The sequence below is a fragment of the Rhodoferax sp. GW821-FHT10B06 genome (assembly GCF_059415605.1).
The window spans coordinates 162357-183910 of the sequence record NZ_JBWKNO010000010.1 but is presented as its reverse complement, the minus strand read 5'-3'; the positions used below and the strand labels follow the sequence as shown (position 1 = coordinate 183910).

Here is a 21554-nt window from a genome sequence, read left to right as displayed (position 1 = left end):
GCTCCTCGTGAGCGATTCAGCGAGGCCCCGGATTGCCACGCGCGTAATTTCCGGTGCGGTGCTACTAGCTTGAGTCACGATATTTCCTTGTGTTGCCTGAAAAACTTCAGTCTAGGCCGCGCTGGTGCCAGTTTTTGGCACCAGTCTTTTTGTGATGCTCCTCTGCTCTGGCTAAGCGAATGGAATGCAACGCATGACGGAAACGCCTGGGTTGGCAAACGGACCCGCGGCAAGAAAAGAGGCGGCTCTCTCAGACGGATGCTTGTTGCCCCGCATTCCCACCTAAGCCTTCGGCAGGCATACTAAGTAGACACACACTATCCAATGTAGAAAAACATTCCCATGCCCAATGATCTGAATTCACCAATGCACTTGGCAAAGGCGCCGCCGGAACGCCAGGAGCGGCTTGATGGCGTGACTTTGTTCGTGGACGTGGTGCGCCTGGGAGACTTCACGCGCGCAGCCGAGCACCTGGGCCTCACCCGCTCGGCCGTGGGCAAGGCGATCGCGCGGCTGGAGGCTCGCCTGGCGGTGCGCCTGTTTCATCGCACTACGCGCGTGCAAAGCCTCACGGAGGATGGTCAGCTCTACTACGAGCACTGTCTGCGTGCGCTGGCGGAGTTGCAGGCCGCTGAGGCGCAAATAGAGTCCGGTCGGCATGAAGTGGCAGGCCGTTTGCGCGTCTCGATGCCCGTGCTGTTCGGCCGCCATTGCGTTGCACCGATTCTGCTGGAGTTGGCGCGCGAGCATCCATCGCTCGAATTGCTTCTTAGCTTCAGCGACAGGCCTGTCGATGTGCTGGCCGAAGGCTTTGATCTCGCCATTCGTAGCGGCTTCCTGGGGCACGAAAGCGAAGGCCTGCGCGCACGCAAGCTGGTGGTGCAGCGCAAGCGCGTGTGCGCCTCGCCAGGCTACCTTGCTGCGCGCGGGCGACCGCAAAACACAGGCGAACTGGCCTCGCATAGCATCCTGATGTACCGGCGCGCCGACCGCGTCAATACGTGGCAGCTGCCCGATGCCACGGGCCGTATCACGGAGATGCCGCTCAGCTCACGTCTGCAGCTGGACGATCTGGAGGCCATTGCAGACGCGGCGACGGTCGGCCTCGGCCTCGCGTGGTTGCCCGAATGGCTAGTGAGAGAACGCCTGCGCACAGGGGCGCTGGTCAGCGTACTGGACGACCAGCCCGGCGCCGCAAGGGACTGCTACGCCCTCTGGCCTGCTTCCTCGTACATGCCGCTGCGCCTGCGGCTGGCGGTGGATGCGCTGGTGGAACAACTGCCTAAGATGCTGAATGTGTAGGCCTATGGCAGCTCATGAGCGCACTTCTCGGCCGGGGATGCCTATGGCGTCCTCAGCACCCAAAGAAACCATCAGCCAAATCGACCGCTAGCGCAGAAGATACCTGCACAAGAAGCTATCTATTTGAGAGCAAGCGTCTAGCCGCCCCTAGGGGGCTTCGCGCCGCTCAGGCAAATCTGCCGCGTGCGCTTTAGGTGGACGTTCCGCGCTTGCGTGGAGCCGCCGCCAGGGGCGCGCCCAGTTCGCCCAGCAGGCGGTCGGCCAGGTCTTTGCCTTGGGCGGTCCAGAACACGGGGTCGGCGCTGCCTATGCGCCGGGCGGCGTTGACCATGTGGGTGGCACCGGCCAGGCGGGCGGCGCTGGGGTCGCCGGCTTCTATGGCCTGCACGATCAGCGCGTGCTCGTCACGCACCTGCTGGGCGAAGTCGGCGCGGGTGGCTTCGTTGGCGCGGGTCACGCGGGTGGCGTCCAGCAGGAACTGGTTCAGGTAGGCCAGCGTGGCCAGCAGGAAGGGGTTGCGCGCGGCGGTGGCGATGGCGGTGTGGAAGGCCACGTCTTCGGCCACGCCGTCGCCGCCGCTGGCCACGGCGCGCTGCAGCGTCTGGATGGTGGCTTTGATCTGTTTGATGTCCTGCGGCGTGCGGCGGGCTGCAGCCAGCGCGGCGGATTCGGCCTCCAGCGCGCGGCGCACCTCCACCATTTGGATCACAGCGTCTACCGAGCCGTCCGTGGCCAGCACCAGCGGTGTCTGGGTACTGGCCTCGCGGCGCATCACGAACGCGCCCGAGCCCTGGCGTGATTCGATCAGCCCTTGCATCTTCAGCCGTGACAGGGCCTCACGCACCACGGTGCGGCTGACGCCGAAGCGTTCGGCCAGCTTCCCTTCGGTCGGCAGGCGTTGGCCCACGGGCAGCTGGCCTTCACGGATGCTGACGGCCAGTGCGTCGGCCAGCTGTTCGGACAGGCGGGCGCCTACGCGCAGGGCAGGCATCTGGTCTAGGGGAAAGGGGCTGTCCATGGGGTGGTCTGGGATAACGGCGGGTGCGCCATCAATATAAACGTTTCTGGCCGCTGGCGCAGATTCTGTGTGCGCCAGCAGCTATTTATTTCATAGCATGGATGTGGGTGCCATCCGATTGTCTTCCACCGCCATGCGGTTGCGCGGCAGGTACTGTGGGTAGTCGCGCTGTAGGTAGGCTACCAGGCCTTCGCGCAGGTCGCAGCGCACGCGCCACAGCAGGTCGGCATTGGCGGCGGTGACTTCCATGCGGATCTGCACGCCGTTGGCGGCGGTGTCGGTCACGTCCAGCTTGCAGTGGCGGCCGTCCCAGGCGGGTGACGCCTGGCAGATGCGCTGGGCTTCGTGGCGCAGCGGCTCCATGGGCATGCCGTAGTCCACCCACAGAAACACCGTGCCGATCAGCTCCGGGTTGCGGCGCGACCAGTTCTGGAACGGGTTTTCAATGAACCACTGCAGCGGGATGATCAGGCGGCGCTGGTCCCAGATCTTCAGCACCACGTAAGTGCCGGTGATCTCCTCCACCCGGCCCCATTCGCCCTGCACGATCAGCACGTCGTCTATGCGCAGCGGCTGGCCCAGCGCAATCTGCAAGCCGGCCAGCAAATTGCCCAGCACCGGCCGCGCCGCGATACCCACCACCAGGCCGACCACGCCGGCCGAGGCCAACAGGCTGGCGCCGAACTGGCGGGCACCGGGAAAGGTCATCAGGATGGACGCCAGCCCGGTCACCAGAATGCCGAACACCAGGGTGTTGGCCAGCACCCGGGCCTGGGTGTGCACGCGGCGGGCGTTGATGTTGTCTTCCACCTGCAGCGGGTGCAGGGCGATCAGGCCCTTGGTGGTGCCGCGCACTACGCGCAGGCCCAGCCAGGTCAGGCAGGCCAGCAGCAGCAAGACGTTGGCGTGGCGCACGCCGGCGATCAGCGGGAAGTCGGGCGGCGCCACCTGCCACACCGCCTGCAGGGCCAGCAGCGGCAGCACGAAGCGGGTAGGCGCAAGGCACTCTGCCGCAATCGTGGACGCCATGGGCATGCTGCGCGTGAGCCGTCGCACCAGGGCTGCGCCGATGATGTGGACCACCAAAGCCAGCACCAGGGCTACGCCCGCCGCCAACAAAATGCGCAACGCCGAGTCGTCGGCCCAGGCGATGAGGTGGTTCACTGTATGGACGGCGTTCAAGCCGTGCGCGGCTTGACCAATGCAGCGGCCTGTTTGGCGCGGCTGCGGGCTTGTTCCACATCGGCATCAAACACCAGGGCCACGCCCATACGGCGCTTCACAAAGCTCTCGGGCTTGCCGAACAGGCGGATGTCGGTGTTGGGGATGCGCAGCGCCTCGGCCACGCCGTCGAAGACGACGTTCTTCGCATCGACCCCGCCATAGATCACGGCGCTGGCGCCCGGGCTCTTCAGTGCGGTGTTCACCGGCAGGCCCAGGATGGCGCGGGCGTGCAGCTCGAACTCGTTTTGCCACTGGGTGCACAGCGTGACCATGCCTGTGTCGTGCGGACGCGGGCTGACCTCGCTGAACCAGACTTCATTGCCCTTGACGAACAGCTCCACGCCGAACAGGCCCTGGCCGCCCAGGTTGTCGGTCACGGCCTTGGCGATCTGGCGCGAGCGTTGGATGGCCGGCAGCGGCATGGGGTGGGGCTGCCAGCTTTCCACGTAGTCGCCGCTGACCTGGACGTGGCCGATGGGGTCGCAGAAATGCGTCTCCACCTTGCCATCGGCGCCCAGGGCGCGCACGGTGAGCTGGGTGATCTCGTAGTCGAAGTCGATGAAGCCTTCGACGATGACGCGGCCGTGGCTGACGCGGCCACCGGCCATGGCGTAGTCCCAGGCGGACTTCACATCGGCGGGGCCGTTGATCTTGCTCTGGCCCTTGCCGGAGCTGCTCATCACTGGCTTGACGATGCAGGGGTAGCCGATCTTGCTATCGATGGCGGCCTGCAGCTCGTCCAGCGAGTCGCAGAACACGTAGGGGCTGGTGGGCAGACCCAGGGTTTCGGCGGCCAGGCGGCGGATGCCTTCGCGGTCCATGGTCAAACGCGCGGCGCGGGCGGTGGGGATCACGCGCACGCCGCCAGCGGCTTCCAGCTCTTCCAGCGCCAGGGTGGCGATGGCTTCGATCTCGGGCACCACCAGGTGTGGACGCTCGGCTTCGATCAGTGCCTTCAGCTGGGCCGGGTCGCTCATGGTGATGGTGCGCGCGTGGTGGGCCACCTGCTGGCCGGGCGCATTCTCGTAGCGGTCCACCGCAATGGTTTCCACGCCCAGGCGCTGCAGGGCAATCAGCACCTCCTTGCCAAGCTCGCCGGAGCCGAGCAGCATGACTTTGGTGGCAGACGGGGACAGAGGGGTACCGAAGGTGGTCATGGGGAAATCCGTACAGAGAGAAAGGGCAGGGCGCGGGCGCGCGGATGGCCGGAAGGGAGGAATTTACCGCATATATGCCCCGGTCTGGGCTTTCCTGCGCGGCCGGCTTGTGGCCCAATCGCGGTCCCAGCCTTACCTCCGTACTATCCATGAAGACTCGCTACTCTCTTGGCCTTGCCGTGTTGTTTGCCTGTAGCGGCATGACCGCCCAGGCGCAGATATGGATAGGCCAGACCGCTGGCTTCTCCGGCGCCGTGGCCGCGGGGGTGAAGGAAACCACTGACGGCGCCAAGCTGTATTTCGACCGCGTCAACGCCAAGGGCGGCGTGGCCGGCCAGAAGATCGAGCTGATCTCCATGGACGACAAGTTCGACACCCAGCAGGCGGTGGAAAACGCCCGCGTGCTGATCGAGGAAAAGAACGTGGTGGCCCTGTTCCTGACCCGTGGCACGCCGCACACCGAGGCTGTCATCCCGCTGCTGGACAAATACCGCGTGCCCCTGGTCGGGCCGTCCTCTGGCGCCATGGTGCTGCACCAGCCGGTGCGCAAATACGTGTTCAATGTGCGGGCCACCTACCAGCGCGAGGCCGAGAAGGCGATTGCCCAGCAGGTCAGCAGCGGCTTTACCAGGATTGCCCTGGTCTATACCGACGACAGCTTTGGCCTGGACGGTCTGGCCGGTGCGCAAAAAGGCCTGCAGACCGCCAAGATGGCGCCCAGCGGCGAATACAAGTTTGACCGCAGCAAGCCCGACTTCTCCAAGATCGCGCCAGCCGTGGCGCAGTCTGGGGCACAAACCGTGTTGCTGGTGGCCTCGGGCGGCGCGGCTGCAGAGGCCATCCAGGCGCTGAAGGCGGCTGGCAGCAATGCGCAGTTTGTGACCCTGTCGAACAACGCCTCGGCCGGTTTTATTGCCAGCCTGGGAGCGAATGCGCGCGGTGTCATCGTCAGCCAGGTGTTTCCGCAGTCGCTGTCTTATGGGCTGGTGAAGGAATGCGCCGAGCTGTCGCGCGCCAAAGGCCTGGGCGACCCCAGCCCGGCCATGCTGGAAGGCTTTGCCGCCGCCAAGGTGCTGGTCGAGGGACTGAACCGCAGCGGCGGCAAGCCCACGCGTGAACGCTTGCAGGCCGCGCTGGAGGGCCTGAGCAAGTTCGACCTGGGCGGCCTGGAGCTGGGTTACAGCCCCACCGACCACACCGGCCTGGACTTTGCCGACCTGGCCATCGTCGGGATGGACGGAAAGTTCAAGCGCTAGGTACGTTGCTTAAACGATGCTGCAGGCCGTGTCGAACGACAGGCGGGGGCCGCGCGGGTAGGGTGTACCCACTTCGCCGTAGCCCAGGTTGATCAGGAAGTTGGCCTTGAAGCGGCCGTCGAGGAAGAACTGCTCGTTCACCTTGCCGGCGTCAAAGCCGCTCATGGGGCCGCAGTCCAGGCCCAGCTGGCGGGCCGCCACGATCAGGTAGGCGCCTTGCAGCGAGCTGTTGCGGAATGCCGTGGCTTCGGCCAGCGCGGCGTTGTTTTCGAACATGGGCTTGGCGTCCATGACTGGGAACTGCTCAGGCAGGTAGTCATAGAAGCGGCTGTCCATGGCCACGATCACCGTGACCGGGGCGGCCATGGTCTTGTCGGCATTGCCGGGGGCCAGAGCCAGCTTCAGCTTGGCCTTGGCTTCGGGGCTGCGCACGAACACCAGGCGCGCAGGCTGGCAGTTCATGGAGGTAGGGCCCCACTTGGCCAGTTCGTGCAGCTGGTGCAACAGGGCGTCGGTGACTGGCTGGTCGGTGAATTTGCTGAAGGTGCGTGCGTGCAGAAAGGTTTGTTCCAACGCGGCGGTGGGCAGGGGTGTGGGCATGGTTTTCCTTTGGGTGGTGTGTTTGGTGCTGCTATAAATTAAGTAGCGACTAGCGCTGATTTTGTCTGCGCTAGCGCCCTATTTTCTCTAAATTTTGTAGTGCGTGCAGCGGACCGTTAGCGCCTCTTGACCCGGCGCTGCGAGCTGCGTGCATGCGGCAGCCAGCCGTGCCAGTGCCAGCGCGACCACATCAGCAGGCCGCGCACCCATTCGTCTGCCGCATAGGCAATGAAGATGCCCGGCAGGCCGAAGTTGCGGCCCATGATGTACGAGCCCGCGCCCAGCACCAGGAAGAACGAGCCCAGGCTGGCCGCCACCGGGTAGATCACGTCGCCGGTGGCGCGCAGGGCGCCGGTGATGATCAGGTTGAAGGCCCGCCCGGTCTCCAGCGCCACGGCAATCCACAGCAGGGTGTGGGCGGCCTCGATCACATGCACATCCTTGGTGAAGACGCGCATCAGCCAGGGCGAGGCCAGCGCCGCCAGCACCGCCATGCCGCCCGAGGCCATGATGCCGTTGCGCAGGCCCTTGCGCACCAGCATGTGCGCCTGCGTGAACTGGCCAGCACCCACCAGGCGACCGACCATGATCTCGCAGGCCCAGCCGATCGCCAGGCTGATTAGCAGCACATAGCGCAGCAGCTGCAGGGTGTAGGCATGGGTGGCCAGGGCCGCCACGCCCAGGCGCGCCGCACTGGCCAGCGACACCATGAAGGCCACCCGGTAGCCCAGCTCGGCGCTGGCGCCCGGCACGCCGATGCGCAGCACCGGTGCCAGCACGCGCGGCTGTAGCACCCACCAGTGGCGGGCGCTGGGCACCAGGTCCATGCGCTTGCGCCACAGGATCAGGTGCAGCGCCAGGCCCAGAGCCCGGCTGATCAGCAGCGCCACCGCAAAGCCGTACAGCCCCAGGCCTTCCCAGGGCCCCACGCCCAACATCAGTGGCACGGCCAGCGCCAGGTGCGTGCTGTGCATCACCACCATCACTTTCAGCGAGTCGCGCACATGCAGGTGGGCGCGCAGGATGGAGGCCATGGTCAGGTTGTAACCGTCCAGCAGCGCGGCCGGTGCCAGCAGCTGCAGATAGGGGCTGACCAGGGGCAGGATTTCGTCGGGCGCGTTCAGCAGGTCCAGGATGGCGTCGTTGCCCAGCACCAGAATGGCCACCACCAGCGCGCCGGCCCAGGTGCAGGCGCCCAGCCCGGCCAGCGCGGTGCGCCGTACCAGGTCCAGCTGCTTGCCGCCCAGCAGCTGGGTGATGACCACGCCCATGCCGATGGCCAGCACGCGAAACACCACATAGAGCGACTCCAGCACCTGGTTTGCCAGGCCCAGGCTGCCGGCCGCGCCGTCCGAGGTGTGCGAGGCCAGCCACAGGCCGGCGATGACCACGGTGTAACCCAGTAAAAACTCCCCGAAGATGGGGCCGGCAACGGCATTCAGCCGGGGGCGTTCTATGAAGTTCATGCAGTGCGGTGCGTGGCAGCATTGGGCGGGCGGCGGTGCACCATTATTGGACCTTGGGGCCAGCGTGTCAGACTATTTTTTCAAAATTCATAGCACACCTGTATCGGCTTGCAACAGGCTGGCGGCCTTCTCGGCCAGCATGGCCACGGCCCCCTGCGTGGGGCCGCCCACGGTGCTGGGCATGACCGCTGCGTCCACCACCCGCAGGCCCTGCATGCCGTGCACCCGCAGCTGGGCGTCCACCACGTCCAGCGGGCCGCTGCCCATGCGACAGCTGCCTACCGGGTAGCCCGCGGCGGTGGCATGGTCGCGGATGAAATATTCGGTTTGCAGTTCACTCTGCTGTGCGGCCGAGCGGCGGGTTTCACGCGCACCCAGGGTAGCCATGGCCGGCAGGGCGGCGATCTGGCGCAGCAGGCCCAGGCCGCGCTGCAGGCATTCCACGTCCTCGCGTTCGCCCAGCAGGTGCGGGTCCAGGCGTGGCGCCAGGAAGGGGTCTTTACCTTTCAGCAGCACCGTGCCCCGGCTGCGCGGGCGCAGCACCGTGGCCTGCAGGGTGAAGCCCAGGCCGGACAGGATCTGGCGGCCATGGTCCAACAGCTTGGCGCAGCCCAGGCCCAGCTGCAGGTCGGGTATGGCTTCTTCGGGCCGGCTTTTCACGTAGCCGCCGGCCTCCAGCAAATTGCTGGTCAGTGGGCCGCTGCGGGCCTGGCGCCACTGCCAGGCGGCGCGCGCCAGGCGCGTCAGGCCGGTGGGGGAGAGGCCCAGCAGATCCTTGGCGTGGGGTGCGTCGAACACCAGGGCCACCGTGGCCTGGTCGTGCAGGTGCAGACCCACGCCGGGCAGGGCGTGGCGGGTGGCGATGCCGTTCGCCACCAGATGCGCGTGCGGGCCTATGCCGGACAGCATCAGCAGCTGCGGCGAGTGGTAGGCCCCGGCGCACAGCAGCACCTCGCCCTGGGTGTGCAACTGCTGCAGCAGGCCGTCCTGTGCAAACTCCACCCCGATGGCGCGCGCGCCGCGCAGCAGCACGCGGGTGCAGTGCGCGTGGGTGAACAGGTGCAGATTGGTGCGCTGCAGCTGTGGCAGCACATAGGCCGCTGCCGTGCTGCAGCGTTCGCCCGCGCGGCGTAGCACCTGGTGCAGGCCGATGCCTTCGGGCTGTGGGTTGTTGAAATGCGGCAGGTGCGGCCAGCCGGCCTGGCCGGCGGCGTCCACAAAGGCCTGGCTGCAGGCCTGGGCGGGCGCGGCGTCGGCAATGCCCAATGTGTCTTCCACGCGCTGGAAGAATGGCCGCACATCGGCAAAGCCCCAGCCCAGGTTGCCCTCTGCGGCCCAATGCTCGTAGTCGCTGGGATGGCCCCGGCTGTAGAGCATGGCATTGCTGGCACTGGCGCCGCCCAGCATGGGGGCGTGCGGCAGGTAGGCCGCGCGGCCGTTCAGCCCCGCCTGGGGCGTGCTGTGCAGGCCGCTACGGCGCGCCAGCAGAGGGGCGGCGGCGGGGCAGTGCGACAGCAGGCTGGCATCCATGGGGCCGGCTTCTATCAGCGCCACGTTCACCCGCGGGTCTGCGCTCAGGCGGGCGGCCAGTACGCAGCCCGCAGTACCGGCGCCGATGATGATGTAGTCGAACATGGAGATGGCGCAGCTTCTGCTTATTCAGTGCTTCTATGATGGTGCATAACTTGGATCGTAAACACGTTCTTACCCCATCTGCTCTTCAATTACCTATCTGTCAGGAGTTTGCTATGACCAGCACTTTCAACATCAGCACGGTCGGCGTCGTCGGCGCCGGCACCATGGGCAACGGCATTGCGCAGACCTGCGCGGCGGCGGGGCTGAGCGTGGTGATGGTCGATATCTCCGATGAAGCCGTGGCCAAGGGCCTGGCCACCATCGCCGGCAGCCTGGACCGGCTGATCAAGAAGGAAAAGCTCACGCCCGCCGACAAGACCGCCATCCTGGCGCGCATCAAAGGTTCGACCCGCTATGAAGACTTCCAGTCCGCGCAGCTGGTGATCGAGGCCGCCACTGAGAACTACGCACTCAAGGTCAAGATCGTGCAGCAACTGGATGCGCTGCTGCCGCCCGAGGTACTGATCGCCTCCAACACCTCGTCCATCTCCATCACCAAACTGGCGGCGGTGACCAAGCGGCCAGACCGCTGCATCGGCATGCACTTCTTCAACCCGGTGCCGCTGATGGCCCTGGTGGAAATCATTCGTGGCCTGCAGACCAGCGATGCCACCCACGATGCTGTGCACGCCATGGCCATCGCCCTGGGCAAGACCCCTATCACCGTGAAGAACGGCCCCGGCTTCGTGGTGAACCGCATCCTCATGCCCATGGTGAACGAGGCCTTCTTCGTGCTGGCCGAGGGCGTGGCCACGCCGGAAGACATCGATGCCGGCATGACCCTGGGCTGCAACCAGCCCCTGGGCCCGCTGGCGCTGGCCGACATGATTGGCCTGGATGTGTGCCTGGCGGTGATGGAGGTGTTCCTCAACGAATTTGGCGATAGCAAATACCGCCCCAGCCCGTTGCTGAAAGAGATGGTGGCCGCCGGCCGGCTGGGCCGCAAGACCAAGCAGGGCGTCTACACCTACTGATGGCGGGCATGCTGGTATTGCCGGTATTACGTGACGCGCGGGTGGCGGACGCCACCCGGCTGTGTGCGGCCGAGCGCCGCACCGCCGCCACCGCTGGCCGGCTGATTGCCGAGCCCGAGGAGCTGCTGGTAGCCAGCTTCCAGAAGCGCATCGCCTTCATGGCTGAAGGCGCTGGAGGGCGCGGCAAATACCTGGTGGCCGAGGTAGACGGCCGCATGGTCGGCCACGCCAGCCTGATGCCCCTGCCACGCCGCAACATCGCCCATGTGGTCACGCTGGACATTTGCGTGCACCCCGGCCAGTCGCGTCGCGGCTATGGCCGGGCCTTGCTGACGGCGCTGGTGAACTGGGCGCGCCAGCGCCCCGAGGTGCGCAAGGTCGAGCTTTGGGTGCGCGCCAGCAACCACCCCGCCATCGCCCTGTACCAGGGCCTGGGCTTTGTGGAGGAGGGGCGGCTGCGCGAGCATGTAAGGGTGGCTGACGGCGTGTTTGTCGATGACGTGTGCTTTGGCTTGTTGGTGGCTTGAAACAAATTTTTGCAATTAAGTTGTGTGCAATTTAATTGCTAGCTATAATTCGACCCATGGCAAACGCAGTCTCCACCCCACTCCCGGCATCCGAGATGCTGCAGCTGGACAACCAGCTGTGTTTTGCGCTGTATTCCACCTCGCTGGCCATGACCAAGCTGTATAAGCCCCTGCTGGATAAGCTGGAGTTGACCTACCCCCAGTACCTGGTGATGCTGGTGCTGTGGCAAAACGACGGCTTGATGGTGTCCGCCCTGGGCGAGCGCCTGTTCCTGGACTCCGGCACGCTGACGCCGCTGCTCAAGCGCATGGAAACGGCCGGCTGGCTGACCCGCCAGCGCGACGTGCAGGATGAGCGTCGCGTCACCATACGCCTGACATCTGCGGGCCGTAGCCTGCAGGCCCAGGCCGAAAAAATACCCGGCTGCATCCTGGATGCCAGCCAGTGCGCCCTGCCCGAATTGATTTCACTCACGCAGCAAGTACAGGCCCTGCGCGAGCGACTTACCAGTTACCGCGCCTGACGAACCCGTTTTTTCACCCACCCCTAAAGGAAACACCATGGTTACCAAACTCGACAAAGTGCTCTACACCGCCCACGCCCATACCACCGGCGGCCGCGAAGGCAAGTCTGCCAGCGACGACGGCAAGCTCAGCGTGACCCTGGCACCCCCCCCAGCCCTGGGTGGCAACGGCAACGGCACCAACCCAGAGCAGCTGTTCGCTGCCGGCTACTCCGCCTGCTTCATGGGTGCCATGAAACACGTGGCCGGCCTGAAGAAGATCAGCGTGCCCGCCGACGCCAGCATTGACGCCAGCATCGACATCGGCCCCATCCCCGCCGGCTTCGGCATCGCTGCGCAGCTGAAGATCAGCCTGCCTGGCATGGACCGCGCTGTGGCCCAGGACCTGATCGACACCGCCCACGGCGTGTGCCCCTACTCCAACGCCACCCGCGGCAACATCGAAGTGACCTTGACTCTGGTCTAAGCACTCTCTTGCCCGCGAGGGCAACCCTAAAAAGCCCGCGCCATTCTCATGGCGTGGGCTTTTTGTTTTGCAGCGGTGACAATCGCGGCATGTCCACCCCCAATGCTTCCTCCAACGCCGCCCATCCCTACCAAACCCTCACGCCGGACGTCGTGATGGACGCGCTGGCCAGCGTCGGCCTGTATGGCGATGGGCGCATGGTGGCGCTCAGTTCTTATGAAAACCGCGTCTACCAGGCGCATCTGGAAGACGGCAGCGCGGTGGTGGCCAAGTTCTACCGGCCCGGCCGCTGGAGCCAGGCGCAGATTCTGGAAGAACACAGCTTTGCCGCCGAGCTGATGGCCGCCGAGATTCCCGCCGTCGGCCCGTTGGTACTGGACGGCCGCACCCTGCACCCGTTTGCTGGCTTCCAATTCAGCGTCAGCCCGCGCCGCGGCGGCCGCCCGCCCGAGCTGGACGACTTCGAGGTACTGGAATGGATAGGCCGCTTCCTGGCGCGCATCCACACCGTAGGCGCCAAAAAAGCCTTTGTGCACCGCCCGGCGCTGGACCTGGAAAGCTTCGGCATCCACTCGCGCGACTGGCTGCTGAAGCACGAGATCGTGCCGCTGGACGTGCAGGCCGCCTGGCATAAGGCCTGCAGTGATGCTCTCGATTTAATAGCTGCCAGCGCACTACCTTCCAGCGCTGGAGGCATAAAAGACTCCGATGCCAAAATCCTGCGCCTGCACGGCGACTGCCACCCCGGCAACATCCTTTGGACCCCCACCGACGGCCCCCACGGCGGCCCGCACTTCGTTGACCTGGACGATGCCCGCACCGGCCCGGCCGTGCAAGACCTGTGGATGCTGCTCAGCGGCGACCGGGCCCAGCGCACCGGCCAGCTTAGCGGCCTGATCGACGGCTACGAGCAGTTCCGCGACTTCGACCGGCGCGAGCTGGCGCTGATCGAGCCGCTGCGCACCCTGCGCCTCATCCACTACAGCGCCTGGCTGGCCCGGCGCTGGAGCGACCCGACCTTCCCCATCAACTTCCCGTGGTTCGGCAGCAGCGACTACTGGACCGGCCAGGTGAACATGCTGACGGAACAGATCGAGGCCATGCAGGAAGAGCCGCTGTACGTATAAATACGGGGGACGCAGCGGCCAAAATATTGCGTCCATTTGTAACCGCAGTGCCATACTGCGGAAAGAAACAACCTACTGCGGCACAGCTGCCTTTGCATTCCTTTCCCCCTTGTATTTCTTTCCCATATGGCCGACCTGATACCACCCACCCCGGCCCCCACCGACGCAGCAGCGCCCGGCACCGACCACGGTACCCTGCTCGCGCTGCTGGCGCGCATGCGCCTGCAGAGCGACTTTCCGGCCATGTCGGACTCCATCATCCGCATCCAGGGCATGGCCAGCTCCGAGACCGAAAGCGTCGGCAGCGTCACCAATGAAATTTTGAAAGACGTGGCGCTGACCAACAAGCTGCTGCGCCTGGTCAACAGTGCGCACTTTGCAGCGCGTGGCGGCAGCATCAGCACCGTGTCGCGGGCCGTCAGCCTAGTCGGCTTCAACGGCATCCGCAATATGGCGCTCAGCCTGGTGCTGCTGGAACACATGCGCGACAAGGTCCACGCCAGCCTGCTGAAGGAAGAGTTCGTGCGCTCGCTGATGGCCGGCGCCATCGCCAGCGAGTTGTGCACGGCCTCCCAGGAGAGCGAAGAAGCCTTCATCGGCGCCATGTTCCAGAACCTGGGCCGCATGCTGGCCGAGCTGTATTTCCCGCAAGAAGCGCGTGCCGTGCGTGGTCTGCTGGCAGCGCCCCAGCAGCACCTGACCGAAGCCGCCGCGTCCACCAGCGTGCTGGGTCTGAGCTTTGAATCGCTGGGCGTGGGCGTGGCCCAGTCCTGGGGCCTGCCCGAGGGCATGCGCCGCTGCATGCGCAAGCCCGGTGGCGAACCGCCCCTGCGCCCACCGGTGGGCCTGGAGGAGAGACTGCGCTGGATCGCCACCGCCGCCAACGACATCGCCGACACCCTGCAGCGAGCCGACCCCAAAGACCTGCCGGTACGCCTGGCCCTGCTGTCGCGCCGCTACGCCAAAACCCTGGGCTTGAGCCCCGAAGCGGTACAAAAAGCCACGCTGCTGGCCCGCAAGAAGCTGATTGAAATGGCCGACGCCATGGAGATCCAGCTACCGGCAGGCTCGGGTTCGGCCCAGCTGCTGAAGACGCCCAGCGACGACAGCATCCTGCCCATCGACGGGTTCCTGGACACCCTGGCCCCGATGGAGCTGCAAGCCACCCCTGTGGAACCTGCGGAGGCGGCCGCCCCCGCGTCAGAGCCCAGCGCGGCCGACATCCTGACCGCCGGCATCCTGGACATCACCCACGCCATGGTGGAAGACTTCAAGCTCAGCGACGTGCTGCGCATGATTCTGGAAACCATGTTCCGCGCCATGCGCTTTCAGCGCATCATCTTCTGCATGCGCGACGCCAAGACCGACGCGCTGACCGGCCGATTCGGCCTGGGCGAGGGCGTAGAAGCCCTGGCCAAATCCTTCCACGTACCGCTAAAGGCCAGCGACACCCAAGACCTGTTCACCGCCGTCTGCCTCAAGGGCGCCGACACCCTGATCAACGACGCCACCGAGGCCCGTATCGCCGAGCGCCTGCCCGCCTGGTACAGCCAGCAGTTCCACGCCCCCACGTTCCTGCTGCTACCCCTGGCCATCAAAGGCAAACCCCTGGGCCTGGTCTACGCCGACACCGCCCAGCCCGGCGGCCTAGTGGTGGATGAAAAAGAACTGGCCCTGCTGCGCACCCTGCGCAACCAGGCGGTGATGGCGTTCAAGCAGTCGGCTTGAGAGGTCGGCTTGGCGCGCTAGTTATTTTGTAGCAGCTGGCGCAGGCGCTATCTGCGCCAGAGGCTAAAACCCCATCACTTGGCGCAGATTACGCCGCCACCCAGGCACACCTCGCCGTCGTACAGCACGGCCGACTGGCCGGGGGTTACGGCCCATTGCGCGTCGGGGAATTGCAGTGCAAAGCCGTCGGCGCTGGCGCTGGTCAGCGTGCAGGGCGCGTCCGCCTGGCGGTAGCGGCTCTTGGCGGCGTAGGCTCCTGGGGCGGGCGCGTGGCCGGCGACCCAGCTGGCGTCATCGGCGGTAAGCTGGTGCGACTGCAGCCAGGGGTGGTCGTGGCCTTGCACCACCCACAGGGTGTTGCGTTCCATGTCCTTGCGGGCCACGAACCAGGGCGCGTGCTCGCCGCCGCCGCGCTGCGCGCCCTTTTCCTTGATGCCGCCGATCCCTAAGCCCTGGCGCTGGCCCAGCGTGTAGAAGCTCAGGCCCACATGCTTGCCCAGCACACGGCCTTTTTCGTCCTTGATCGGGCCGGGCTCCTTGGCGATGTAGCGGTTCAGAAAGTCGCGGAACGGCCGCTCGCCGATGAAGCAGATGCCGGTGGAATCCTTCTTGGCCGCGTTCGGCAGCGCCATCTCTGCGGCGATGCGGCGCACCTCGGTCTTGTGCAGCTCGCCCACCGGAAACAGCGTTTTGCTCAGTTGCGCCTGGTTGAGACGGTGCAGGAAATAGCTCTGGTCCTTGGACGGGTCCAGGCCTTTGAGCAGTTGGAACTGGCCGGCCACCTCGCGCACACGGGCGTAGTGGCCAGTGGCAATCTTCTCGGCGCCCAGGCGGATCGCGTGGTCCAGAAAGGCCTTGAACTTGATCTCGGCGTTGCACAAGATGTCGGGGTTCGGCGTGCGGCCGGCCTGGTACTCGCGCAGGAACTCGGCAAACACCCGGTCCTTGTATTCGGCGGCGAAGTTGACGTGCTCGATCTCGATGCCGATCACATCGGCCACGGCGGCCGCGTCGACGAAGTCGACGTTCGACGAGCAGTACTCGCTGTCGTCATCGTCTTCCCAGTTTTTCATGAAGATGCCGATGACCTCGTAGCCTTGTTGCTTGAGCAGATAGGCGCTGACGGCCGAATCCACGCCGCCGCTCAAGCCGACCACCACCCGTTGTTTGCTGTGTGTTCCCATGCCCCGATTGTAAAAACCTGGGGCACATCGGCGGCCTGGCGCCTGCAGTGGCGCCAGGCCGTGTAAGGGAATCACTGCAAAAATGAGAGCTGCTGACGCAGGTGCTGCCTGCGCTACAGGTCTTTTTCTTATAAATCTGCAGACGCGGCGCTGGCCTACAGCCAAGCACGGCGCGGGACGCTAAGCTCAGGCTTTTTTTTGCAGGAGCCGCTTTTGCTACGACGCCAATTCCTCTCCTACAGCAGCAAGACACTCAGCGCCGCGGGCTTGGCCACCGGTTTGCCCTGGCTGTCGTCATTGGCCCAGGCAGCGGGGTTGAAGCCCATGGGTCAGGCCCAGCCTTTCGACTACGCCTGGCTCAAGGGGCGCGCGCGCGAGCTGTCCGGCAAGCCCTACCAGGCGCGCTCGACTACGCTGCCGGCCGGTATTGCCAACCTGAACTGGGATCAGCACCAGGCCATCCGCTTCCGCGACGACCACGCGCTGTGGGGCGACGACAAGGCGCGCTTCGTGGCCAAGTTCTTCCACCTGGGTCTGTTCTTCAAATCGCCTGTGCGCATGTACGAGGTCAGTGGCGGCCAGGCGCAGGAGCTGGCTTATGACCCGGCCATGTTCGATTACGGCAAGAGTGGGGTGGACGGCAGCAAACTGCCGGCCAACCTGGGCTTTGCCGGCTTCCGGCTGAACTACCACACCGATCCGGTGCGCGATGTGGCGGCCTTTCTGGGCGCCAGCTATTTCCGCGCGGTGGGTGGCGAATGGCAGTACGGTCAGTCGGCGCGGGGCCTGGCGGTTAACACGGCCCAGCCCTATCCGGAGGAGTTTCCCGACTTCATAGCCTACTGGCTGGAAAAGCCAGACCCGAAGTCGCCCACCCTTACCGTCTACGCGTTGCTGGATTCGCCCAGCGTCAGCGGCGCCTACCGCTTCCTGATCACACCGGGCGATACGCAGACCATGGACCTGGACGTGGCGTTGTACCCGCGCAAGACCATCGAGCGCATGGGTATTGCGCCCTGCACCAGCATGTTTCAGACTGGCGAGAACGACCGCCGCATGGGTTGGGACTGGCGTTACGAGATCCACGATACGGACGGCCTGGCAATGCATACCGGTGCAGGCGAGTGGGTCTGGCGGCCGCTGAGCAACCCGGCGCAACTGCAGTTCAATGCCTTCCAGGACAACAATCCGCGTGGCTTCGGCCTGATGCAGCGCGACCGCAACTTCGACCACTACCAGGACGACGGGGTGTTCTACGAAAAACGCCCCAGTCTGTGGGTGGAACCCAAGAGCGGGTGGGGCGCGGGTTCGGTGCAGCTGGTGGAGATTCCCACCGTGGACGAAACTTTTGACAACATCGTGGCCTTCTGGAACCCGGCTGAAAAGCCCCAGCCGGGACAGGAACTGCTGTACGCCTACCGCCTGCACTGGGGCGGCAACCCGCCGGCGGTACGCATGGAGCTGGCGCGTTGCGTGGCGACACGTACCGGCCTGGGCGGTGTGGTGGGGCAAAAGCGCACGGCGTATTCGCGCCGTTTTGCTGTGGATTTTTCTGGCGGGGACTTTGCGCTGCTGAACGAGAAAACCAAGGTGGAGGCGGTGATCAGCGCCTCGCGCGGCAAGGTGGAGCTGACTTCGGCTCGTCCGCTGGCTGCCATCAACGGTTGGCGGGCGATGTTCGATCTGCGCCCTGACGGAGACAGTACCGCACCCATCAACCTGCGCATGTACTTGCAGGCCGATGGCCAGCCGCTGACCGAAACATGGCTTTACCAGTGGGCGCCACCCCCGCTGGCGGAGCGCACGCTGTATTGAGCCAGCCTGGGGCCGGCGGCCGCTACCATGTCGGGCCAAACATTGCGCACGCGTCGAAGGTGTGCAGCAGCGAGTCAGGACTTTTTATGAAAATCTGTATTTATGGTGCCGGCGCCATTGGCGGCTGGATTGGCGCACGCCTGGCGGCCCAGGGCGCGCAAGTGAGTGTGCTGGCGCGTGGTGCCACGCTGGAGGCGCTGCGTACGCACGGTCTGCGCCTGCAGCAGGACGGCAGCCTGTTGCAGTTGCCCGTGCAGGTGGCCGACAACGCCGCCGCCCTGGGCGTGCAAGACCTGGTGGTGGTGGCCGTCAAGGCGCCGGCGCTGGCCGACGTGGCACGCGGCATCGCACCGCTGCTGGGGCCGCACACCGTGGTGCTGACCGCCATGAACGGCGTGCCCTGGTGGTTTTTCCAGGGCTTTGGCGGCGCCTACCAGGGCACGCCGCTGCGCGCGGTGGATGCCACGGGCGCGATCGCGGCGGCCATACCGGCGGAGCAGCTCATAGGCTGCGTGGTGCATGCGGGCACCTCGGTGCCCGAGCCGGGCCTGGTGCAGCACCATTTCGGCAACAAGCTGATCCTGGGTGAGCCGGCCGGCGGGCGCAGCCCACGGGTACAGCAGCTGGCGGAGTTACTGGCGCGGGCCGGCTTCGAGGTGCCGGTGTCCGACTGCATACAGAAAGACATCTGGTTCAAGCTGTGGGGCAATATGACGGTCAACCCGGTGAGCGCACTGACCGGCGCCACCACCGACCTGATCATGGCGGACCCGCTGGTTTGCGGCTTCACCACCCGGGTGATGCTGGAGGCCAAGGAGATTGGTCAGCGGCTGGGCATTCCCATCGACCAGCAGCCGGAAGACCGGCACGCCATCACCCGCAAGCTGGGGGCTTTCAAGACCTCCATGCTGCAGGACGTGGAGGCTGGCAAGTCGGTGGAGCTGGACGCTTTGGTGACGGCGGTGCAGGAGCTGGGCCGGCTGACCGGCGTGGACACGCCATTCATGGACGCACTGCTGGGTATGGCGCGCTTGCACGCGCGGGTGCGCGGCCTGTACCCGGCGGCCTAGCTTATTTCGGGCGCGGTGTACACCAGATCCAGCGGATAACGCCGCCCGGCCAGGTAGTCCTCCACGCAGCGCAGCAGTAGGGGGCTGCGGTGGCGCGCGGTGCTGGCGCGGATTTCGTCGGGCGTCATCCATAGTGTGCGCACAATGCCGCGGTCCAGCTTGCGCTGCGGCTGCAGGGCACCCAGGTCGCCGCAGAAGGCAAAGCGCAAATAGGTGGTGGACTCCTGTGTGCTGGTGTTGCGTAGCTGGGCCTGGTAAATGCCGACCAGGGCCGTGGGGTTGAAGAGGTAAGTGGTTTCCTCCAGCGCCTCACGCGCGCAGGCTTCCATCAGGGATTCGCCGGCTTCCAGGTGACCGGCCGGGTTGTTCAGGCGCAGGCCCTCGGGGGTGTGTTCTTCCACTAACAGGAAGCGGCCGTTGTACTCCACCACGGCGGCCACGGTGACACTGGGTTTCCATCTGCTTTTCATGCATCCATTATGCGGACTGGCTGTCGCCTGGGTGTCGGTGTGTCCGGGAGCGTCGGCAAACTCAGTTAAGCTTGTCGGCAGAAGACATTAACTTTGGCGAAATTCCGCGAAAAGTATTGATGTACACCATCCTTGATCCCATCCAGAGGAGACAAATATGCTGATTGGCGTGCCTGCCGAGACTGCGACCGGTGAGACCCGAGTTGCTGTCACCCCCGAAACCGCCAAGAAGCTCAAAGCCCAGGGCCACACGGTGCGCATCCAGTCGGGAGCCGGCGTGGCCGCCAGCGTAACCGACGAGGCCTACCAGGCCGCCGGTGCGGAGATCACCGACACTGCTGGTGCGCTGGCCTGCGATCTGGTGCTCAAGGTACGCAGCCCCTCGGACGCCGAAGCCGCGCTGATGCGCCCCGGCACCACCCTGGTCGGCATGCTCAACCCGTTTGACGCCCCTGGCCTGCAGCGCCTGGCTACCGCCGGCCTGACCAGCTTCGCGCTGGAAGCCGCCCCGCGCACCAGCCGGGCCCAGAGCATGGACGTGCTGTCCAGCCAGGCCAACATCGCCGGCTACAAGGCCGTCATGATGGCCGCCGACAAATACCAGCGCTTCTTCCCCATGCTGATGACCGCCGCCGGCACCGTCAAGGCCGCCCGCGTGGTGATCCTCGGCGTCGGCGTGGCCGGCCTGCAGGCCATCGCCACCGCCAAGCGCCTCGGCGCCGTCATCGAAGCCAGCGACGTACGCCCCAGCGTCAAGGAGCAGATTGAATCTCTGGGCGGCAAGTTCATCGAAGTGTCCTACGACACGCCGGAAGAGAAAGAAGCCGCCGTCGGCGTCGGCGGCTACGCCAAGCCCATGCCGCCCAGCTGGCTGGCGCGCCAGCAGATCGAAGTCGCCAAGCGCGTGGCCCTGGCCGACGTGGTGATCTCCACCGCGCTGATCCCCGGCCGCGCCGCGCCCACGCTGATCACCGAGGACATGGTCAAAAGCATGAAGCCCGGCTCGGTGATCGTCGACATCGCCGCCGGCAAAGGCGCCAATGGTGGCGGCAACTGCCCGCTGTCCGAAGCCGACAAGACCGTGGTCAAACACGGCGTGACCCTGATCGGCGAAACCAATCTGCCGGCCCTGGTGGCGGCTGACGCCTCGGCCCTGTATGCCCGCAATGTGCTGGACTTCCTCAAGCTCATCTTGACCAAGGAGGGCACGCTGAACGTGGACATGGCCGACGATATCGTCGCGGCTTGCCTGGTGACGCAGGGTGGAAAGGTGACGCGGGTATGAAGTTGAAAAATATCTATGCCGCGCTGGCCATGGGCGTGGCGGTGCTGACGGTGGCAAGGGCCGAACCAGTAGAGGGCTCGGCAATCACCATAGGTCGCGTCAAAGTGGCCCTGGCCGAAAGCAACTGGGAAAAGTACCCTGCACCGTCCTTGGGTATCAAAGTGTCAGGGGGCAATGGTGAGGTCCGCAGTGAAGCCGGGTTGCTGGTACTGCGCCGCGCGGATGGCCAGGTGGCGGCGGCTTTCATGGTGGGCGCGACCTGGGGCCGCAGTCAGCTCTACATCAACAACAGCTGCCAAGCCCAGGAGCCGCTGTATGCGCATGACTTCAGTGGGGGCCAGGCCAAGGCCATGGAATGTGCGCGGACCGGTGGTCCGTTCTCGACAGAGATGCTGCTGAAGCAAGCCATGCCTAAGCTGAAGGCGGCCGTTGAGCCGCTGTCGCCATCGCTAAAGTTGCCTGAAGTGGCGTATCCGGTATGGATCTTCATGTCCAACCACAATGCCTCCATTGTGATGGTGGAGGGCGTGGTGGCTAGGGATTTTGCAGGCTTGCCCAACCACGAGCCGCTGGACAAATTGCCGGTCAATTTGCGCCCGGTGGTTGCAGCCTGGGCTGACGCGCTGGGCGCGGCATCGAAAGAGGCGGTGAACTCGATGGGCGGTGAATTGCTGATGCCCGCCGTGGCGTTCAATGCCAACCAGCCTTCCCCATAAACAAGGAGAC

Annotated in this window: 20 protein-coding genes; 12 read left to right on the top strand and 8 right to left on the bottom strand. The window is 65.4% G+C overall.

From position 1 onward, the window contains the following. Nucleotides 1–342 precede the first annotated feature (342 nt). On the top strand, nucleotides 343–1302 hold the full coding sequence (locus tag AC07O2_RS16865; RefSeq protein ID WP_495076897.1) for a LysR family transcriptional regulator: 960 nt from the start codon (nucleotides 343–345) through the stop codon (nucleotides 1300–1302). 190 nt (nucleotides 1303–1492) lie between these two features. Here the strand turns inward: AC07O2_RS16865 and AC07O2_RS16860 are convergent, their stop codons facing one another. The 3 genes from AC07O2_RS16860 to purT all read right to left on the bottom strand — a co-directional run bounded on the left by AC07O2_RS16860 (nucleotide 1493) and on the right by purT (nucleotide 4701). After that, nucleotides 1493–2320: a FadR/GntR family transcriptional regulator gene (locus tag AC07O2_RS16860; RefSeq protein WP_495076896.1), complete on the bottom strand. Its 828-nt coding sequence runs from the start codon at nucleotides 2318–2320 to the stop codon at nucleotides 1493–1495. Nucleotides 2321–2410: 90 nt separating this feature from the next. Beyond that, a complete protein-coding gene (locus AC07O2_RS16855; protein ID WP_495076895.1) occupies nucleotides 2411–3502 on the bottom strand; it encodes a mechanosensitive ion channel family protein in 1092 nt (363 codons plus the stop codon). Beyond that, nucleotides 3499–4701 (bottom strand): formate-dependent phosphoribosylglycinamide formyltransferase, encoded by a 1203-nt coding sequence (purT, locus tag AC07O2_RS16850; protein WP_495076894.1) that lies wholly within the window; start codon nucleotides 4699–4701, stop codon nucleotides 3499–3501. Before purT ends, AC07O2_RS16855 begins: the two co-directional genes overlap by 4 nt. Before the next feature lie 149 nt (nucleotides 4702–4850). Between purT and AC07O2_RS16845 the strand changes: the two genes are divergently transcribed. Beyond that, the gene (locus AC07O2_RS16845) at nucleotides 4851–5957 is read left to right on the top strand and encodes an ABC transporter substrate-binding protein (RefSeq protein WP_495076893.1); all 1107 of its coding nucleotides are present in this window, start codon (nucleotides 4851–4853) and stop codon (nucleotides 5955–5957) included. Nucleotides 5958–5966: 9 nt separating this feature from the next. Here AC07O2_RS16845 and AC07O2_RS16840 read toward each other — a convergent pair whose 3' ends face one another. The 3 genes from AC07O2_RS16840 to AC07O2_RS16830 form a co-directional block, all read right to left on the bottom strand. After that, nucleotides 5967–6557, bottom strand: coding sequence for a malonic semialdehyde reductase (locus tag AC07O2_RS16840; protein WP_495076892.1), 591 nt, complete (start codon nucleotides 6555–6557; stop codon nucleotides 5967–5969). Between the two features lie 116 nt (nucleotides 6558–6673). Further along, complete coding sequence (locus AC07O2_RS16835) at nucleotides 6674–8023, bottom strand: MATE family efflux transporter (protein WP_495076891.1); 1350 nt, start codon at nucleotides 8021–8023, stop codon at nucleotides 6674–6676. Between the two features lie 87 nt (nucleotides 8024–8110). Continuing rightward, nucleotides 8111–9658, bottom strand: coding sequence for a GMC family oxidoreductase (locus AC07O2_RS16830; RefSeq protein ID WP_495076890.1), 1548 nt, complete (start codon nucleotides 9656–9658; stop codon nucleotides 8111–8113). Between the two features lie 113 nt (nucleotides 9659–9771). Between AC07O2_RS16830 and AC07O2_RS16825 the strand changes: the two genes are divergently transcribed. The 6 genes from AC07O2_RS16825 to AC07O2_RS16800 all read left to right on the top strand — a co-directional run bounded on the left by AC07O2_RS16825 (nucleotide 9772) and on the right by AC07O2_RS16800 (nucleotide 15004). Beyond that, nucleotides 9772–10632, top strand: a complete 861-nt coding sequence (locus AC07O2_RS16825; RefSeq protein WP_495076889.1) for a 3-hydroxybutyryl-CoA dehydrogenase — start codon at nucleotides 9772–9774, stop codon at nucleotides 10630–10632. 8 nt (nucleotides 10633–10640) lie between these two features. After that, nucleotides 10641–11159 (top strand): GNAT family N-acetyltransferase, encoded by a 519-nt coding sequence (locus AC07O2_RS16820; protein WP_495076888.1) that lies wholly within the window; start codon nucleotides 10641–10643, stop codon nucleotides 11157–11159. Nucleotides 11160–11215: 56 nt separating this feature from the next. Beyond that, nucleotides 11216–11683 (top strand): MarR family winged helix-turn-helix transcriptional regulator, encoded by a 468-nt coding sequence (locus AC07O2_RS16815; protein WP_495076887.1) that lies wholly within the window; start codon nucleotides 11216–11218, stop codon nucleotides 11681–11683. Nucleotides 11684–11720: 37 nt separating this feature from the next. Further along, nucleotides 11721–12149, top strand: a complete 429-nt coding sequence (locus AC07O2_RS16810; RefSeq protein ID WP_495076886.1) for an organic hydroperoxide resistance protein — start codon at nucleotides 11721–11723, stop codon at nucleotides 12147–12149. An 89-nt stretch (nucleotides 12150–12238) separates the two neighbouring features. After that, nucleotides 12239–13276 carry a serine/threonine protein kinase gene (locus AC07O2_RS16805; protein WP_495076885.1) on the top strand — a complete coding sequence of 346 codons (1038 nt, stop codon included), beginning with the start codon at nucleotides 12239–12241 and terminating at the stop codon, nucleotides 13274–13276. A gap of 126 nt (nucleotides 13277–13402) precedes the next feature. Then, nucleotides 13403–15004: an HDOD domain-containing protein gene (locus AC07O2_RS16800; RefSeq protein WP_495076884.1), complete on the top strand. Its 1602-nt coding sequence runs from the start codon at nucleotides 13403–13405 to the stop codon at nucleotides 15002–15004. Between the two features lie 74 nt (nucleotides 15005–15078). On the opposite strand, the gene mnmA is transcribed toward AC07O2_RS16800, so the two are convergent. Next, entirely contained in the window at nucleotides 15079–16188 is a 1110-nt protein-coding gene (gene mnmA / locus AC07O2_RS16795; RefSeq protein ID WP_495076883.1) for a tRNA 2-thiouridine(34) synthase MnmA, read from the bottom strand. Between the two features lie 213 nt (nucleotides 16189–16401). Here mnmA and AC07O2_RS16790 point away from each other — a divergent pair, with 213 nt between their 5' ends. Together AC07O2_RS16790 and AC07O2_RS16785 are read left to right on the top strand one after the other, a co-directional pair. After that, the gene (locus tag AC07O2_RS16790) at nucleotides 16402–18003 is read left to right on the top strand and encodes an OpgD/OpgG family glucan biosynthesis protein (RefSeq protein WP_495076882.1); all 1602 of its coding nucleotides are present in this window, start codon (nucleotides 16402–16404) and stop codon (nucleotides 18001–18003) included. An 86-nt stretch (nucleotides 18004–18089) separates the two neighbouring features. Continuing rightward, the gene (locus AC07O2_RS16785) at nucleotides 18090–19073 is read left to right on the top strand and encodes a 2-dehydropantoate 2-reductase (RefSeq protein ID WP_495076881.1); all 984 of its coding nucleotides are present in this window, start codon (nucleotides 18090–18092) and stop codon (nucleotides 19071–19073) included. Here the strand turns inward: AC07O2_RS16785 and AC07O2_RS16780 are convergent. After that, the gene (locus tag AC07O2_RS16780; RefSeq protein ID WP_495076880.1) at nucleotides 19070–19543 is read right to left on the bottom strand and encodes an NUDIX hydrolase; all 474 of its coding nucleotides are present in this window, start codon (nucleotides 19541–19543) and stop codon (nucleotides 19070–19072) included. The two genes, AC07O2_RS16785 and AC07O2_RS16780, sit on opposite strands and share 4 nt — an antisense overlap. A gap of 157 nt (nucleotides 19544–19700) precedes the next feature. On the opposite strand from AC07O2_RS16780, the gene AC07O2_RS16775 reads away from it, so the two are divergent. Beyond that, the gene (locus tag AC07O2_RS16775) at nucleotides 19701–20828 is read left to right on the top strand and encodes a Re/Si-specific NAD(P)(+) transhydrogenase subunit alpha (protein ID WP_495076879.1); all 1128 of its coding nucleotides are present in this window, start codon (nucleotides 19701–19703) and stop codon (nucleotides 20826–20828) included. Further along, on the top strand, nucleotides 20825–21544 hold the full coding sequence (locus tag AC07O2_RS16770) for a hypothetical protein (protein ID WP_495076878.1): 720 nt from the start codon (nucleotides 20825–20827) through the stop codon (nucleotides 21542–21544). Before AC07O2_RS16775 ends, AC07O2_RS16770 begins: the two co-directional genes overlap by 4 nt. Nucleotides 21545–21554: the final 10 nt, after the last annotated feature.